The sequence below is a fragment of the Streptomyces sp. NPDC022910 genome (assembly GCF_055561075.1).
The window spans coordinates 16,287-32,073 of sequence record NZ_JBVHHL010000036.1 but is presented as its reverse complement, the minus strand read 5'-3'; the positions used below and the strand labels follow the sequence as shown (position 1 = coordinate 32,073).

Here is a 15,787-nt window from a genome sequence, read left to right as displayed (position 1 = left end):
TCCGACGTACGGGAACCGGCCTGTGTGACGGGCCTACGGACGGGTGGTCCCGGTCAGCCGCGCGGCCGCCGCGGACAGCAGCAGGTCGAGCGCGACCGGGTAGGAACTGCGGCGCATGTCGGCGACGAGATGGCGGGCCGTGGCCGCGATGTGCGGGTGCGTGTCGGAGGGCAGTCGGGCGTACCTGGTGTGCCACACCTCCGCCTCCGCCTCGCGCGCGGCTCGCGGGAGGGACGCGTTGGCCGCGTCGAGGGCCGCGAAGGCCAGCGCCTGGTCGACGAACGCATGATAGATCCGTACGGCCTCGGGGTCGGGGAAGCCGGCTCCGCGCAGGACGCCCAGGATCGTCTCGACGGCTTCGATCTCGTGCACACGGCCGGTCACGCGGTACGAACTGAGCACGGACGCCTGGGGGTGGGCGAGTGCCCCGGCGTGCATGCGCAGCCCCAGTTCCCACAGGTCGGCACGCCACTCGCCGGTGGGGCGCCATATGCGCAGCGTCCGGCCGATGAGTTCGTCGGCGATGGCGAGCAGCAGCTCGTCGGTGTCGCGGAAGTACCGGTACAGGGCGGTGGGGTCGGCGCCGAGGGCACGGCCGAGGCGGCGGACGGTGAGAGCGTCGGCGCCGTGCTCCTTCATCAGCCGCAGCGCGGTCTCGATGATCAGTTCCTCGGACAGGACGACGCCGGACTTGGTCGGGCGTCGGCGCCGACGCTCGGCGGACGGGACGACTCGGTCGGACATCGGCTCTCCCCTGTTGCGTACGTCGGCCGACGGATCGGGAGGCTGTCGAACGGCCCAGCCGGTCGGGTACGGGCCACCTTATGTCAACAGCGTTGACCTGTTAAGGCCCCGGGCAGTTTCATTTCCGGTCACCGGGCCGGATTCAGGCCCCTCGGTGCGATCGGAGCCGGTCATGACACGGACCCCGTACGGCGCGGACCCGCCCGCGCAGCCGTCCCTGCGCAAGTCCCTCGGCGTCCTGGACGGCGTCGCCAACGCCGCCTCCAGCACGGCGGCGACCACCAGCATCGGCATCGGCCTGGGGGTGACGGCCGGCGTGGTCGGACCCGAACGGGCCGTCGCCCCGGACCGCAGGAGCGCGCCGAACGGATACTGCCGGGAGCGCATGACCGCGTCTCCCGGTGGTCGTCCGGGGCCTTGGCCGGTTGGGTGTCCCGCATCCTCACTCCGGGCTTGCGGCGTTGCCGCCCGTGTGACGATCACCGGGCGCAAGGAGCGGCCGAGGTCGGTCAGGACGTACTCGTGGCGGAGGGGGCCGAGACCTGGCTGACCCGCGCCGCCTGCGAGTACACCTACACCGACGAACTCACCGGCGCACAGAAGGTCGACGCATCCCACTACGTCACCACACACCCCCTCGAAGGCAACTTCCCGGGCGGCGTCGTCGACCTGTACTACCCGTTCACCCTCAGCGGTCGCCTCATCAAAGATCTTCTGATCGGTTCTTGGAGTCCTCCAGGTTTTGTCGACTCCTAGGCTCTGCGCAGGATGCGGTTGGCGCCGGCCGCGGCCGTGGTCGCCAGGAGCCAGCCCAGGCAGACGAGCAGGACGGCCGCCCATTGCAGGGCCCCGCGGGGGCTGAACGCCTGTTCCTGCCCGAAGTCGACGAGCGGCAGCAGGAGGTCGAAGGTGTAGACGGCGGGCTGGAAGTGCGGCGGCTTGCCCGGGTCGAGGGGCTGCGGCGGCCACACGGTGAACAGCAGGGTGCCGCTGATCATGATGGCGACGAGCCACCACACGGCGCGCATGGGCCGGTAGCCGTAACCGACGGTGAGGTCCTGGATGCCGCTCCACACCCTGCCCGGCCAGGCCAGTGTGGAGCGCAGGCGCCGCTGTTTGGCGAGCTGGACCGTGCGCGCGTCGCCGTCCCGGCCGTGCTGGCGGTAGGCGGCCGCCAGTTGTTCGTACGGCTGCGGGGTGAAGCCCTCGGGGTCGCGGGCGAGCAGGGGAAGCCGTTCGGCGGCGGGGAGGTGGGGCAGCAGGCTGTCGTAGACGACCCCCTCCAGCCGTATGGCGCCCGGCCAGCTGTCGGGTGTGCCGCGCAGCACGGTGACGCGGGTGTGGCTGACGTCGACGATGCCGATCACCGGCTCGCGGGTGCCGAGGTGGAGTTCGGAGGCCGTCGAGCGACGGCAGGTCAGGGCGGGCTGTCCGGCCGGTACGTCGATGACGGCGTCCTCGAACGAGACCCGGCTGCGGACGGAGATGTTGCTGAGGGAGATCCGGCCGTGCGCGGTGAACCCCGCGCAGCAGTTGAACTCGGCGCCCACGTCTATGCCGTGGGCGCGCAGCACCGGCCCGTGGGCGCGGCTGAGCGTCGCCCCTTCGAGGAGCACGCCGCCGCCGACCCGGGCGTCGCACAGGTCGACCGTGCCCTCGGCCACCAGCCCGCCGCGGCCGTCGAGGTCCCCTCCGATGTGCAGCCGGTTGGCCTGGAGTGCCGTTCCCCGCGGATCGCGGATCGTGGTTCCCCTCAGGACGACGCTGCCGCGCACGGAGGTGTCGCGCAGATCGGCGCGGCCGTCCAGTTCGCTGTCCGTCAGCTGCAGGGTGCCGCCGATGCCGGCGCCGTACAGGTCCAGTGGCCCGTGGAGACGGCAGCGGGTCATCTCCCACTTCCAGCCGATCGTCACGCCCACCGCGGACAGACCGGGCAGCACACACTCCCGCAGCTCCAGCGCCCCGAGTGATGCACCGTCGAGATGTGGGGCCTGCTCGAACCGGCAGTTCCTCAGGCGCAGGGTTCCCACGACGACCGCCTCGGCCAGGTCCAGACGGCCGGTGATGTGGACGTCCTCGAGGCGCAGCCGGGCGAGGTATCCCGGCTCGGCCTGGGGCGGGGCGAGCAGCAGCCGACGTATGGCAGCGGCCCGGACCTCGCCGCCGTCCGCGTACCACTCGCCGCGGCGGTAGGCCGCCCACATCCCCCGCTCGCTCTCCCTCCAGCCGACCGGCGCGAGGCTGCCCGACACGTCAACTCCCCTTGTGGCGACGGAAAACACGGCATCGCTACCCATCGGGGTCGCCGGGCAACCGGCATCGCGACTGTGGCCCAGGACACGTGTGGGGACGAGGCGGACAGCATTTCCTGGACACCCGTCCAGCTACAGTCGTGCGCCGACGATCCTGGACACCTGTCCAGGACATGAGTGAGCGAACCGTGGGGGCTGTCGACGATGGAGATACTGGCGAACGTGCTGGTCGGTCTGATGGCCGCCCTGCACGCGTACATCCTCGTCATGGAGATGTTCCTGTGGGAGAAGAAGCCTGGGCGCGGGCTGCACGGGTTCGGGCCGGACATGGCGCGTGCCACCGCGCCGATGGCCGCCAACCAAGGGCTCTGAAACGGGTTTCTGGCGGTCGGTCTGGTATGGGGGCTGATCGCCGGTGATCCGACCGGCTTCCGGGTGCGGGTCTTCTTCCTGGGGTGCGTGGTGATCGCCGGCGTGTTCGGGGCGGCAACCGCCAATCGCCGGATCCTGTTCGCCCAGGCGCTGCCCGGCGCGCTCGCCCTGACCGCCGTGCTCGTCGCGGGATGACCGCCGTGCCCCCGGAGATCCACGGGCGGCCCGCACCCGCGCGCGGCTGCGGGAGGCTCTCCTGCGGGAGTGTGCCGAGCGTCCGCCGGCGAAGGTCGGGGTGGCGGCCGTGGTGCGCCGGGCCGGGGTCGGGCGCACCACGTTCTATGTGCACTACGCGGACCTGGAGGCGCTGGCGGTCGACGCCTGCGCCGATGTCGTACGGGAAGCAGTGGACGCGCTGCACGCCCGGCGCGGCCGTCCCGACCCGGTACACGCGCCCCCGGCACTCCACGCCTTCTTCGCCGGACTCGCCCCGCACGCCGCCCTCTACCGCACACTGCTCACTCCTGGGGGCGGTGGCCCGCTCGGCCGGGTCCTGCACCGGGTTCTGCGCGCCCGCAGCCTGGACGAGCGCGAACGCGCGGGAGCCGCCGACGCGCCGCTGGTCGCGTCCGCCGTGGCCGCCACGTTCGGGGCGTGCTCGCGGACTGGCTGCACGGACTCATCGAGGCCACGCCGGACCAAGTCGCCGACCATTCATGGCAGTTGCTGGTCGCCCTGCACCGCAGCCGGTGATCCCCCGTCGTCGGACCGCCTGGAACGTGCGGCGGTATCCTGCGGCGACACGCCGATGGCCGCGTGCAGGTGCTGCCACAGCGAGACGCCCGTCGCGAAGCCGACCTGGCCGGCGATCTGGTGCACCGGCAGATCCGTGAACTCCAGCGGACGGCGGGCTCGGGCGACGCGCTGCTTGATGAGCCGACGGCCGGGACTCATGCCCACCCCGTCGTTGAAGCGCCGGGCGAAGGTGCGCAGGCTCATCCGGACGTGACCGGAGGCAAGCTCCGTGCCACGATCGCCGGGCCGTTCCCGCCGGCCGATGCCGCCAAGGCGCACGAGTCGGGCGACACCGGCCGGACCACGGGCAGCCTGGTTCTGCTGGTGGCCTGACGGGCACTCAGAAGGTGAGCACGGGCTTGATCGTCTTGCCCGCGTTCATGTCCCGCACCGCCTGGTCGATGTCCGCGAACGGATAGGTGCTGATCAGGCGGTGCAGCGGCAGTCGCCCCTCCTTGACCAGCCGGACGAGGGCGGGGATGAACGCCTGGGTCTCGCTGTCGCCGAGGGTGAGACCGACGATCCGCTTGCCGGGCAGCAGCCCGTTGACGTCCAGGGCGACCTCGGTGCCGAAGGGCGGAGCACCGACGACGACCAGGGTGCCGCGGGCGGCGAGCGCGTCGGCGCCCTGGCGCAGCACACCGACGTTGCCGGTGGTCTCGACGACGCCGTCGGCTCCCCGGCCGTCGGTCAGCAGGGCGAGCGCCTCACCGAGGTCGGCCTCGGCCGCGTTGACCGTGTGCGTGGCCCCCAGCTCCTTGGCCAGGATCAGGCGTTCGGCGAACCGGTCCACGGCGATGATCTCCGTCGCCGGGGTCAGCGCCGCCGCCATCACCGCGGACAGGCCGACGGCGCCGGCACCGAGGACGACGAGCGTGCTCCCCGCGCGCGGCTCGAGGACGTTCCACACGGCGCCGACCCCGGTCTGCACCCCGCAGCCGAGCGGGGCGATGGACTCCAGCGGCACGTCGGGGTCGACCTTGACCAGGCTGCGCTGGTCCACGAGCGCCCGTTCGGCGAAGGAGGACTGGCCGAAGAAGTGGCCGCCGATCGGTGTGCCGTCGCGGCTGATGGTGCTGGTGCCGTCGGCGCGGCGGCCGCCGATCAGGTTCAGCGGGAGCCAGGTGGCACAGTACGCCGGATGTCCGTCACGGCAGTTGCGGCAGCCGCCGCAGGAGGTGAAGGACAGCACAACGTGGTCGCCGGGCTTCACGCCCATCACATCCGGTCCGACGGCCTCGACGACTCCGGCTCCCTCGTGGCCGAGGACGCCTGGCAGGGGGAACGGCAGACCGCCGCTCGCCACGCCGAGATCGGTGTGACACAGGCCGGTGGCCACCATGCGGACGAGGGCCTCGCCCCGACCGGGTGCCTCGAGCTCGACGTCGGCGAGCGTGAAGGGCGCTCCCCCTGACTCGACCACGGCGGCACGAGTGGTGGTGGGCATCGTACGAACTCCTCTGTGAAAACGGTCGAGTTGGGGTCCCGCGCAGGTGCGGGTCAGTCGAGCGAGACGACGACGGACTTGACCTTGGTGTAGGAGGCGGGCCTCGGGTCCGTACTCGCGGCCGAAGCCGGAGTCCTTGACACCGCCGAAGGGGACCGCGGGGTCGAGCATCGCCCAGTCGTTGATCCAGACGATGCCGGCCTGGAGGCGCTCGGCGACGCGGTGGGCACGGGTGAGGTTCGCGGTCTGGATGCCCGACGCCAGGCCGTACGGCGTGGAGTTGGCCAGGTGCACGGCCTCGTCCTCGGAGTCGAAGGGCTGGACGGTGAGGACAGGTCCGAAGATCTCCTCCTGCACCACTCGGGAGTCGTTGGCGAGGCCGGTGATCACCGTCGGCTTGTAGTAGTAGCCGCCGCTCAGGTCGAGCCGCTCACCGCCGACGACGACCCTGCCGCCCTCCTTGCGGGCCAGTTCGACGTACTCCTCGACCTTCTTGAGGTGCTTCTCCCCCGCCATCGGCCCGACGACGGTGCCCGGATCGCGCGGGTCGCCGACGGGGACCCCGGCGACCGCCTCGGCGAGGATGCCGACCAGGGTGTCGTGTACCGGGCGGGCGACCAGCAGCCGGGGACCGGCCATGCAGAACTGGCCGGTGTTGAAGACGAAGGCCTTGATGACCGCGCCGACCGCCTTCTCGACGTCCGCGTCCTCGAAGACGATGTGCGCCGCGTTGCCGCCCAGTTCCATCGTGACGGACTTGAGCCCCTCACCCGCCACGCCCGCCACGTGCCGGCCGACCGCAGTGGAACCGGTGAAGGCGACCTTGTCGATACCGGGGTTGCGCAGCAGCGCCTCGCCCGCGACCGGGCCCGTACCGGTGACGACGTTCAGCGGGTGAACGCATGGTCGGTACAAAGACACGCCCCTCGCTGCTCTACATGGTCAAGCAGGTGGAACTCGTGGTGCGCTCGCACCTGGACGAGCTGGTCAAGCCCGCCGGGATCACGGCCCTGCAGTACACGGCCCTCACCGTCCTCGAGCGCCACGACGGGCTGTCGGCAGCCCAGTTGGCCCGCGACTCGTTCGTCACGGCCCAGTCGATGGCCGACCTCGTACGGTCCCTGGAGGGCCGCGGACTCGTCCGGCGGGAACGCAACCCGCACAACCGCCGGGAACTGCTCATACTGCTGACCGACGCCGGGCGGGAGCTGCTCGCCCGGTTCGCCGGTCCGGTGCGGGAGCTGGAGGAGCGGATGGTCCGCGACCTCACGTCACACCAGGCCGACCAGTTCCGTCATGCGCTGTCCAAGGCGTGGCACGCGCTGTCGTAGTTCCGCCACGCATTTCACAGGAGGGCGCCTCCGCATTTCGAAGACATATGTCAATCGAACATGCTCAAATTCACTCCATCGAGGGTAACTTGCACGTTGGGGCGAGCAGTCGGTTGGAGGCGATGTCGACGTGCAGCACGACCCTGCACCGCTCACCCGGCATCTGCGCATCCACCGGGATCGCGGTCATCTGGTGCTCGAGTTCCACGGCGAGATCGATGTACTCGCCGCGTTCGAGATCACGCCCTTCCTGGACTCGGCGACGGGCCGTCCGGCGCCTCGCATCGTCATCGACCTACGGCCGGTCGAGTTCTTCGACTGCTCCGGACTGCGCCTGCTGTACCGGGCCAGACGCCGTGTGCTGGCGCAGGGCGGCACACTGCACCTGGTCTGCACCCATCCGCTGACGCTGCGCATCCTGCGGATCACCGGCCTGGCACAGCAACTGCCGCCGTCTGCGTCGCTGGAGGAGGCGCTGAGCCAGTCGGAGGCCACAGGATCCTTCGAGACCAATTGATCGAGTGACTCCGCGGCGATCGCGCACCACTCGTACCGCGCGAAGGCGACGAAACCGGTCCTCGAGGTTCGTCGCCTTCGCTTGTGCTCGTGCCGTACCGGCACCGCGTCACATGGAGCGGCGTCCGATGCGACGCAGGAGCAGCAGCCCCATGATCAGGAGAACTCCTCCGACCGCGGCCGGCCACAGTTGCGCGCCCGTCTCGGCCAGTCCACCCGTGACCGCCTGCGGCTCGGTCTGTACCGGGGCGGACGGAGTGTCACCGCCGGCGATCGCCTGCGGCTCGGTCTGCGTCACAGGCGACGAGATGTCCCCGCCCGTGGACGGCGTCTCCACAGAGCCGGCCGCCTGACCGGCGTGGTCGCCGTCCGACCCGCTCTGCGGTGCGGCGGATTCACTGCTCCGGGCGGCCTTGGGCGTCGCGTAGGTCTTGGGCGGAGCACCGCCGTGGTTGTCGTGCGAGCCTCCACCCGACCCGCCGGTGCCCGGCGCACCGGTCTCCCCGCTGCCCGGCATGCCGGTCTCTCCGGTGCCCGGCGTGCCGACCGGTGTGGTGCCCGGCGCACCGGCCGAGGGCTGCGTCGTCTGCCCGCCGCCGGTGCCGGGGGTGTTGCCGGCATCGCCGCCGGAGCTGGGGTCCGAGGACGGCGTCGGCGGGGCCGGTGGCTGGTCACCGGAGTCGCCCCCGCACTGCCGACCCGCGTTGATGCAGTCGACCACCTGGTTCATCAGTTCGTCGCTCATGACGTTGATGAAGTCGTCGTGGTCGGTGATCGGCTTGTGCAGCTGCTCCGGGAAGCCGTCGACCGCGTACGCGTTCTTGACCTGACCGTTGTCGATCGTCGGCTGCGGAACGTCGTACACCAGGCGCATCGTCAGCTGCGGGATCGCCTTGAAGCCGTTGCCGCAGTTGCCGCTCGCGTCTGCGAAGGCGACGTGCGTGCGGTGGTTGGCGCTGTCGATGTTCTGGCCGTCCCAGCAGCTCTGGAAGGCGAACGACCGCACCACCTGACTGCCCTGGGGGCATATCGGGTACTTGTCCGTCAGCTGCACCTTGTTTTCGAAGCCGGTGCAGCTCCAATGCGCGTTGGCGTTCGCCGGGCCGTTGGTGAAGGCCTTGGCGTCACCGGTGATGATCCGCAGGAAGCGCGGCATCGCGACGACTTTGCCGGTCGGGCTGCCGACGAACTTGATCTCGGCCTGCTTCGCTACCAGGATCTTGCCGACGTTGCCCTCCTTGCCGCCGCCGTCCGCGTTCTGGTCGAAGTCCTGCGTGCCGTCCTGCACACGCACCACCGGCCAGTAGTACGACGACTTGTCCTGCTGGTTCTGGCAGCTTGTCTGGGCCGCCGCGAACGTGTCGTTGGTGGCGAAGGCGTCGTTCGACTGGTTGCCGACGTAGTCGTGCAGGTGGTGCGCGCCGTTCTTGACGCCGGGAGCCACGATGACGTTGTCGGTGTTGTGGTCGCCGTTCGCGTTCACACCGCACTGGGTGACGAACCCACCGGTCGACGCGGCGGCCTGCTGTTGCGGCTTCTGGACGTTCGGCTGCACGGTCGTGATGTCCACGAAGTCCGAGGCGACGGGGCCGGCGGCCTGACCGCCGTTGCCCTGCTGCTGGCCGTCGTTCTGGCCGCCGTTGCCGTTCTGCTGCTGACCGCCGTTGTTCTGCTGGCCGGGGTCGTTCTGGCCGGCGCCGGGCTGCGCCTGGTCGGCGCTCATTCCGGTACACGGAGCCAGGCCGTCGATCCCGCTCGGGGCGGCGGAACCCGCCCCGTCGTAGTCGGCCTTGATCCGGTCGATCACCGCGGTCCGCTTGTCCTTGAGCGGCCCGAGGATCGAGTTCTGGACGTAGCCGGCGTCATCCGCCTGTGCCTGTCGCGTCGAGGCCAGTCGGTCGTACGCCTCGGTGATCTGCTGGTCCAGGAGGGCGAGTTGCCTGTCGACCTCCGGCTTCGCCTGCTGCGGCACCGCCGTCAGCCTGCTGCCGACGTCGGGGCAGTCGATCGTGACGGTTCCCGACGTGGGGGCCTGGCCGCTGCCGCTCTGGCTCGACGCGCCGCCCCAGCCTTCGGACGCCGAAGCGTAGACGTTCACCGCTACCAGCCCCCCTCCGCCCAAAATCAGCGCGACCGCTGCAAAGGTCGTGCGCCGTGCGCCTGTTGGGCGTCTGCGCGAGTTGCGTCTCAAGGGAGTACTCCTACACGTCATGGCCGTAGCGGCATGAAAAACCCCCTCCCTGTACGGAGACGAACCAGGCCGTGTTCAAACGCCCCACCAATTCACAGCAACCTCATATGCCCAGCGGGGCATCACCGCACGTCCAACGGCTCCCGCACGCCACCCCGGGATTCTTGGAACCTGTCTCGCGCCGATCATCCGGCCGCCCTCCCGGAACGGCGCACGGCCTTCGGGCTACTCGCTGCGGGGCTCATCGAACAGTGCGCTGACGGATTCACCGTTGTGAATGCGGCGCACGGCCTCGGCCAGGGCGGGGGCGATGGACAGGACCCGCAGCTTCTCGGTCCGCTCCTCGGCCGGAATCGGCACCGTGTTCGTGCACACGATCTCCAGGACGTCGGGCTGTTCGCTCAGCCGCTTGAGGGCACCGGCCGCGAACAGCCCGTGGGTGCAGGCGAGCCGGATCGACCGCGGGCCAAACTCGCGCAGGCGCTCCAGGAGTTCGAGCACCGTGCTGCCCTTGGCGATCTCGTCGTCCAGCACGATCACATCCCGTCCGGCGACGTCGCCGATGACGGCGTTGATACTCACCCGGTCGTCGGCGTAACGCTGCTTCGCGCCCGCCGCCACCTGCGCCCCGAGCATCCGTGCGAAGGCCGCTGCCTCCTTGGCGTTGCCGAGGTCGGGCGAGACGACGGTGGTCTGTGAGAGGTCGTACTTCCTGAAGTGTGCGGCCAGCTCGCGCCGGGCGTGCAGATGATCGACCGGCACCGAGAAGAACCCATGAACCTGCGGTGAGTGGAGCGTCATGGCGAGAACGCGGCCGGCCCCGGCCGCGACCAGCAGGTCGGCCACCAGACGCCCGCCGATCGAAATCCGCGGGGCGTCCTTCTTGTCCGAGCGGGCGTACGAATAGTGCGGCATGACCACGGTGATCCGGCCCGCGGAGGCGCCGCGCGCCGCGTCGCACATCAGCAGCAGTTCGACGAGGTGCTCCTGCACGGGGGCGACCAGCGGCTGCACGAGGAAGACGTCCCGCTCGCGGCAGTTGGCCTGCAGCTGCACCTCCAGGCAGTCGTTGGCGAACCGGCTGACCCGGACCGGGCTGAGTGGCACCCCGAGGTGCGCGCAGACCTCCGCCGCCAGCTGGGGGTGGGCGCTCCCGCTGAAGACGGCGATGTCACGCACGATCGGCTCCTCGCATGATCAGTCTTCTTGTGATCCGATCCCGCCATGATCCGGTCCTGACGTGATCGAAAACGGTTGCGCGCCCCATGCTACTGAGGGGTCCCCACGGTCGCCCCGGAGCACACGGGCCGCCGCGCGCCGCACCGGCTTACGGGTTGATCCGGACCCCCGGGGCCATCCAGCAGATTCGGTAGGAGCAGCAGACGCGGTGTGTCCCGGGCATACAGCGAACGACGTCGAAGCGGGGGGCCATCCGTACGACGCCATGTGGTTGATCAGCCGCTATGCCGATGCCCGGCGGCGGCAACCCGCCCGCCAAGCCCCATCGGCGTCCGCGATCGGCCGACGCCGCGTTCTGTCAAGGCACATGGCGGGCACCCGGGACAGAGAAGGGAGGACTGTCGACATGACGACGTCCACGAAGCAGGCGCCCGAATCGACGTCCGTGAAACGGCCCATGCCCGGCTGGACCAAGGCGGTCATCGCCCTGGTCGCGGTACTCGCGGTGCTGTTCGCCGGGCTGCGGCTGAGTGTGCTGCCGGGGCTGCGCGACCTTTTCGGCACGGACACATACGACCGGTCGGGACCCGTGCTCCTGAAGTCCATCCAGGACATGAGCCGTTACGAGGCCGCCTCCGGCAACTTCCAGGTCGTCGTCGACCTGGAGAAGGACTCCAAGTTCCTGCCGTCGGCGATCCGCGGCACCCGCACCCTGTATGTCGGCGCGGGCACCGTCGACGCCTACGTCGACCTCGGCAAGGTCGGCAAGCAGGACGTGACGGTCAACGACGACCGTACGTCCGCCACGCTCCGGCTCCCCCACGCGGCCCTGGGCAAACCCGCTCTCGACCCCGACCGCTCGTACGCCGTCTCGAAGCAGCGGGGCCTGCTGGACCGCATCGGCGACCTCTTCTCGGACAACCCCAACAGCGAGCGCGCCGTGCAGCAACTGGCGGTCCGGCACATCGGCGAGGCGGCGAAGGAGAGCGAGCTCACCACCCGCGCCGAGGCGAACACCACCAGCATGCTCGACGGACTGCTCAAGTCCCTCGGCTTCAAGGAGGTGGAGGTCTCCTACAGCAGCTGAACTGCCTCCCCCGGCCTCCCCCGGCCTTCATCCGGACAGAACTCCCGGCAGGACGAGTACCCCGAGCAGGGCCGCGCCCGCCAGCACCCATGCCACGTAGTCCCCGATGTGCCCGGACTGCAGGTGACGCAACGGCAGCGTCCACCGCCGTTCACCGAGCGCTTCGGGGCGGGTGACCGCGAGCGCGGCCAGCCCGAGCGCCAAGGCGGTGGAGGTCAGCCCCAGCAGGACGCCGGACAGGGTCCAGTGGGGCGAGGCGATCGCCCCGCCGGAGCCGGCCTCGTTCACGGAGTGCGCCACGGCCTCGGCGAAGCCCGGGGCCACGCCCACGGCGAGCGCCGCGGCGAGCAGCAGGGCGGGCACGGCGGTCATGGTGTCCGGGATCCGGCTCAGGCGGTGCCGGGTCTCGGGCTCTTCTCCGGCCCCGGTGGTCTCGTACGGGGATCCGACCCGTGGCGGCGGCCCCAGCCCGTAGAACACGCGCGCGGCGACCCGTAGCACCGCGCCCGCTGTCACCGCGGACACGACGACGTACAGCACGGTCAGCGGCGCGCCCACCGCCTCCTCGATGACCGCCTTGCCCAAGGAGGTACCGAACGGCGGCAGTCCGGCGAGTGCCAGACCCCCGACCACGTACATCACGGCGACCCCGCGCAGCTGACGGGCGCGCCCGTGCAGCGCGTGCTCGTCGACCGAGCCGAACCGGTCGAGCAGCACGCCGGTACAGGCGAACAGGGCGGCCTTCACGCCGGCGTGGCCGAGGAGGTACAGGGCCACCCCGTCGTCCGCCTCGGGCGAGAGCGTGCCGATGCCGACGAGGAAGAGCCCCATGTGCGCGACGGTCGAGCAGGCGAGCAGTCGCTTCACATGCCGCTGGTACCAGCACATGAGGGCGCCCGCCACGCCGGTCAGGACGCCGAGCACCGACAGCGCCCGCTCGAGATCGGCCGCCGGGATCCCACCGGGCCCGGAGAAGACCGTGCCGTACACACGCCAGACCCCGTACACGCCGGTCTCGACCATCACACCGGACAGCAGCATGCACACCGGGGTCGGTGCGACGGCGTGCGCGTCGGGCAGCCAGAAGTGGAAGGGCACGGCAGCGGCCTTGACCAGCAGGCCGGTCAGCACGAGGACGAAGGCCGCGAGGGTCAGCGCATCGGGTCCGCCGTGGGCGTCGAGCCCACGTCCGATCTGGGTCAGGGCGAGTTCGCCGGTGCGGGCGTAGAGCAGGGCGATGCCCATGAGCATGGCGTACGCGCCGAGGGAGTTGATCACTCCGAAGGTCAGCGCGCCCTGCACGGCCTTGGCCTCCTCGACGCGGTGGCCGGTCAGGGCGTATGCGGCGGCACCCATCAGCTCGAAGAAGACGAACGCGTTGAACAGGTCGCCTGTGATCGCGAAGCCGCACATGCCGCCGAGGAAGAGCAGCATGAGGGCGGGGAAGGAGCCGGCGTGTCGGCGTGGCGGTACGTCGAAGAAGCGCCAGGAGTACGCGAGGGCCGCCAAGGTCAGCAGCGCGGCGAGCGCGGCCATGCCGAGCCCGGGACCGTTGCCGATGAGGACGATGCCGACGCTCTCGCCGTTCACGGGTGTCCAGGCACCGACCCATTCGACGAGAGGCGGCGAGGAGTTGACGCACAGCCAGACCGCCAGGCCCGCGGTGCCGGCCGAGACCGCGCACCCGATGCTCTCGGCGACGACCCGTGGCAGCCGGCGCCCGCACGCGACGAGCAGGGCGGCGCCGAGCAGCGGGACGGCGACGACGAGCGGCAGCAGGTGGTTCATCAGCCGCGCAACTCCCGCAGTTCGTCCGGGTCGACGGTGCCGTGGCGTTTGGAGACCTGCATCACGAGGGCGAGCAGCAGAGCGGTGACCGTGGCGCCGACCACGACGTCGGTGAGAGTGAGGGCCTGCACGACCGGGTCCACGACGGGCCGCGAGCCGGGCTTGATGTCGGAGTAGACGGGTGCGGTGGCCCCGTCGCGGTATCCGACGGCAAGCAGGAGGACATAGGTGCTCGACTGGCAGACGGCGAGGCAGCCGACCGCGTGGATCAGATTGCGGCTGGTTGCGAGTCCGTAGCAGCCCGTCAGAAAGATCCACACGGCCACGAGGTACGGCAGCACGGTCATCGTTTCGCGTTCGCCCCCTCGATCTCGACGGCCTGGTCCAGGAACCGCGCGAGCAGGACGACGACAGCGCAGGCGACCTCCAGGCCGATGGCCGCGTTCAGCAGGGGCACGGTGCCCCCGGACGAGAGGGTGTTGAAGGTGCCGTAGGGCAGGAGGGTGTTGGCGAGGAATGCCGTGCCGGCGAGGACGCCGGCGAGGCCCGTGACCAGGTACGCGGATGCGGCGAGCGCATCACCGACCTCGTACATGCCGACCGGCCGGACGCGTTCCAGGGCGCGGTAGTCGGCACCCAGGTAGAGCAGGTGCAGGGCGGTCGCGACGACGACGCCGCCCTGGAAGCCGCCACCGGGGCTGAGCTGGCCGTGGGCGATCACGTACAGGCCGGACAGTACGGCGACGGGCAGCACGACGAGCGCGTACCGGCGGACGGGGAGTGCGACCTCCTCGGGCTCCGGCTTCGCGCGTTTCTCGTCACGGGTCTGGCGGAGCAGGACGACCGTGCCGAGGACCGAGGCGAAGAGGATGCTCATCTCGCCGAGCGTGTCGAAGGCGCGCTGGTCGAAGTTGACGGAGGCGATGGTGTTGGCCGTGCGCCGCGCCAGGGATGCGTGAACGGCCCGGTCGCCGTAGGGGTGCCGGCTGCCGCCGAAGCCGGGCAGGTCGAGGCAGGCGGCGACGAGCAGGGCCGCAAGACCGGCGGCGCCGAGGGCCAGGACGATCAGCCGTGCGCGCCGCGTCACCGTGGCTTCCCCTTCCCGCCCTTCTCCCTCCGTCTGACCTTGCGCACCGACAGCAGCAGGAGGAGCGGGGTCAGGGCGGAGCCCACGGCGAGCTGCGAGAGACCGACGTCGGGTGCCTGTGCCACCGTGAACAGCAGGGCGAGGGCGAGGCCGAGTACGGCCAGGACGAGGGCCTGGCGGACGGGGTCGCGGACGGCGACGGCCGCGGTCGCCGAGGCGGCGACCAGCAGCAGGACGACGACGATCAGCGGGTCATCCACGGCGGCTCCCGGCGAACCCGCCGGACAGCGCCCGGGAGGCGACGAGGTTGCCGCCGACCAGCAGGGCCCCGACGACAAGCAGTTTGACCATCGCGCGCCCCGGTCCGGTGACGGCACACAGGACCAGGACGACCACGGCTGCGTAGCCCGCGACGGCGAAGGTGACACCCCAGGCGTGCGGTGGGTCCTCGGCCAGGTCGTCGGCGAGCAGCCGCGCGAAGACGAGGGTGCCGACGGGGCCGAGGAGGGCGAGGAGGAGCGCGAGGTCGACGTACGACGGGCGCGCGAAGCCCTGGGAGAGCAGGAGCAGTCCGGGGGAGGCGACCGCGCTCGACAGGTTCTGGGCGACGACGCGGCGGCGCAGCGGCCCGGTGGCGACACCCCACACCGTGGCACCGACGCCCCCGCCGAGCACGATCGTGGCCGTCAGGATCCAGCCGTTCACCGGGCGCCCACCGCCCGTCGTGCCGCCCATGCCGCGACGGCGCCGACGAACGCCGCGGACGCCCCGACGACCCACTCCAGGGTGTCGACGGTGCTGATGAGGACGAGCCAGAGCAGGGTGAGGCCCGCCCACCAGAGGAGGACCTCGAGCAGGGCCCGGAGCGTCGTACGCGCCTTCATGCACCACCTCCGTCCATCGCCGCCCCACGAAATGTCCGGTATGCCATCCAAGCACCGCGCAGGGCGCGCGGAGCGGCGGCGCGCGAGCGGCTGCTGCCCGGAGTGCCCCGCCTG

General features: G+C 70.9%; 16 protein-coding genes and 4 pseudogenes. 7 read left to right on the top strand and 13 right to left on the bottom strand.

The features are described from left to right. Nucleotides 1–33: 33 nt before the first annotated feature. Nucleotides 34–744 carry a TetR/AcrR family transcriptional regulator gene (locus tag ACZ3TS_RS28410; protein WP_467623369.1) on the bottom strand — a complete coding sequence of 237 codons (711 nt, stop codon included), beginning with the start codon at nt 742–744 and terminating at the stop codon, nt 34–36. A 522-nt stretch (nt 745–1,266) separates the two neighbouring features. On the opposite strand from ACZ3TS_RS28410, the gene ACZ3TS_RS28405 reads away from it, so the two are divergent. Continuing rightward, nucleotides 1,267–1,500, top strand: a complete 234-nt coding sequence (locus ACZ3TS_RS28405) for a hypothetical protein (RefSeq protein WP_467623366.1) — start codon at nt 1,267–1,269, stop codon at nt 1,498–1,500. Here the strand turns inward: ACZ3TS_RS28405 and ACZ3TS_RS28400 are convergent. Continuing rightward, nucleotides 1,497–2,996 (bottom strand): hypothetical protein, encoded by a 1,500-nt coding sequence (locus tag ACZ3TS_RS28400; RefSeq protein WP_467623363.1) that lies wholly within the window; start codon nt 2,994–2,996, stop codon nt 1,497–1,499. The two genes, ACZ3TS_RS28405 and ACZ3TS_RS28400, sit on opposite strands and share 4 nt — an antisense overlap. 204 nt (nt 2,997–3,200) lie before the next feature. On the opposite strand from ACZ3TS_RS28400, the pseudogene ACZ3TS_RS28395 reads away from it, so the two are divergent. Beyond that, nucleotides 3,201–3,563 (top strand): annotated as a pseudogene (locus ACZ3TS_RS28395) (DUF1304 domain-containing protein). Nucleotides 3,564–3,609: 46 nt separating this feature from the next. After that, nucleotides 3,610–4,121, top strand: a pseudogene (locus tag ACZ3TS_RS28390) (TetR/AcrR family transcriptional regulator). A 10-nt stretch (nt 4,122–4,131) separates the two neighbouring features. Here the strand turns inward: ACZ3TS_RS28390 and ACZ3TS_RS28385 are convergent. Beyond that, a pseudogene (locus ACZ3TS_RS28385) lies at nt 4,132–4,382 on the bottom strand (helix-turn-helix domain-containing protein); the annotation flags it as partial. Between ACZ3TS_RS28385 and ACZ3TS_RS28380 the strand changes: the two are divergent. Then, the gene (locus ACZ3TS_RS28380; protein WP_467623496.1) at nt 4,374–4,496 is read left to right on the top strand and encodes a hypothetical protein; all 123 of its coding nucleotides are present in this window, start codon (nt 4,374–4,376) and stop codon (nt 4,494–4,496) included. The pseudogene ACZ3TS_RS28385 and the gene ACZ3TS_RS28380 sit on opposite strands and share 9 nt — an antisense overlap. Before the next feature lie 7 nt (nt 4,497–4,503). Here ACZ3TS_RS28380 and ACZ3TS_RS28375 read toward each other — a convergent pair whose 3' ends face one another. Both ACZ3TS_RS28375 and ACZ3TS_RS28370 read right to left on the bottom strand, forming a co-directional pair. After that, entirely contained in the window at nt 4,504–5,610 is a 1,107-nt protein-coding gene (locus ACZ3TS_RS28375) for an NAD(P)-dependent alcohol dehydrogenase (RefSeq protein WP_467623360.1), read from the bottom strand. 53 nt (nt 5,611–5,663) lie between these two features. Beyond that, nucleotides 5,664–6,501: pseudogene (locus tag ACZ3TS_RS28370) on the bottom strand (aldehyde dehydrogenase family protein); the annotation flags it as partial. An 11-nt stretch (nt 6,502–6,512) separates the two neighbouring features. Here ACZ3TS_RS28370 and ACZ3TS_RS28365 point away from each other — a divergent pair. Together ACZ3TS_RS28365 and ACZ3TS_RS28360 are read left to right on the top strand one after the other, a co-directional pair. Continuing rightward, entirely contained in the window at nt 6,513–6,941 is a 429-nt protein-coding gene (locus ACZ3TS_RS28365) for a MarR family winged helix-turn-helix transcriptional regulator (RefSeq protein ID WP_467623357.1), read from the top strand. A 130-nt stretch (nt 6,942–7,071) separates the two neighbouring features. Continuing rightward, on the top strand, nt 7,072–7,458 hold the full coding sequence (locus ACZ3TS_RS28360) for an anti-sigma factor antagonist (RefSeq protein WP_467623353.1): 387 nt from the start codon (nt 7,072–7,074) through the stop codon (nt 7,456–7,458). Nucleotides 7,459–7,566: 108 nt separating this feature from the next. On the opposite strand, the gene ACZ3TS_RS28355 is transcribed toward ACZ3TS_RS28360, so the two are convergent. Then, nucleotides 7,567–9,669 (bottom strand): DUF1996 domain-containing protein, encoded by a 2,103-nt coding sequence (locus ACZ3TS_RS28355; protein WP_467623350.1) that lies wholly within the window; start codon nt 9,667–9,669, stop codon nt 7,567–7,569. Between the two features lie 204 nt (nt 9,670–9,873). Then, complete coding sequence (locus tag ACZ3TS_RS28350; protein ID WP_467623348.1) at nt 9,874–10,827, bottom strand: ribose-phosphate diphosphokinase; 954 nt, start codon at nt 10,825–10,827, stop codon at nt 9,874–9,876. 406 nt (nt 10,828–11,233) lie between these two features. Here ACZ3TS_RS28350 and ACZ3TS_RS28345 point away from each other — a divergent pair, with 406 nt between their 5' ends. Beyond that, the gene (locus ACZ3TS_RS28345; protein ID WP_467623345.1) at nt 11,234–11,914 is read left to right on the top strand and encodes a DUF4230 domain-containing protein; all 681 of its coding nucleotides are present in this window, start codon (nt 11,234–11,236) and stop codon (nt 11,912–11,914) included. A 27-nt stretch (nt 11,915–11,941) separates the two neighbouring features. On the opposite strand, the gene ACZ3TS_RS28340 is transcribed toward ACZ3TS_RS28345, so the two are convergent. Genes ACZ3TS_RS28340 through ACZ3TS_RS28315 form a run of 6 tightly spaced genes read right to left on the bottom strand, consistent with a single transcriptional unit; the run spans nt 11,942 to nt 15,673 of the window. Next, entirely contained in the window at nt 11,942–13,702 is a 1,761-nt protein-coding gene (locus ACZ3TS_RS28340; RefSeq protein WP_467623343.1) for a complex I subunit 5 family protein, read from the bottom strand. Next, nucleotides 13,702–14,049 carry a sodium:proton antiporter gene (locus ACZ3TS_RS28335; protein ID WP_467623341.1) on the bottom strand — a complete coding sequence of 116 codons (348 nt, stop codon included), beginning with the start codon at nt 14,047–14,049 and terminating at the stop codon, nt 13,702–13,704. The genes ACZ3TS_RS28340 and ACZ3TS_RS28335 overlap by 1 nt, the downstream gene beginning before the upstream one ends. Further along, nucleotides 14,046–14,789: an MnhB domain-containing protein gene (locus ACZ3TS_RS28330; RefSeq protein WP_467623339.1), complete on the bottom strand. Its 744-nt coding sequence runs from the start codon at nt 14,787–14,789 to the stop codon at nt 14,046–14,048. Before ACZ3TS_RS28330 ends, ACZ3TS_RS28335 begins: the two co-directional genes overlap by 4 nt. After that, entirely contained in the window at nt 14,786–15,049 is a 264-nt protein-coding gene (locus tag ACZ3TS_RS28325) for a Na(+)/H(+) antiporter subunit B (RefSeq protein ID WP_467623337.1), read from the bottom strand. Before ACZ3TS_RS28325 ends, ACZ3TS_RS28330 begins: the two co-directional genes overlap by 4 nt. Further along, nucleotides 15,042–15,494 (bottom strand): MrpF/PhaF family protein, encoded by a 453-nt coding sequence (locus ACZ3TS_RS28320; RefSeq protein WP_467623490.1) that lies wholly within the window; start codon nt 15,492–15,494, stop codon nt 15,042–15,044. Before ACZ3TS_RS28320 ends, ACZ3TS_RS28325 begins: the two co-directional genes overlap by 8 nt. Continuing rightward, a complete protein-coding gene (locus ACZ3TS_RS28315) occupies nt 15,491–15,673 on the bottom strand; it encodes a hypothetical protein (RefSeq protein ID WP_467623334.1) in 183 nt (60 codons plus the stop codon). The genes ACZ3TS_RS28320 and ACZ3TS_RS28315 overlap by 4 nt, the downstream gene beginning before the upstream one ends. Nucleotides 15,674–15,787 lie beyond the last annotated feature (114 nt).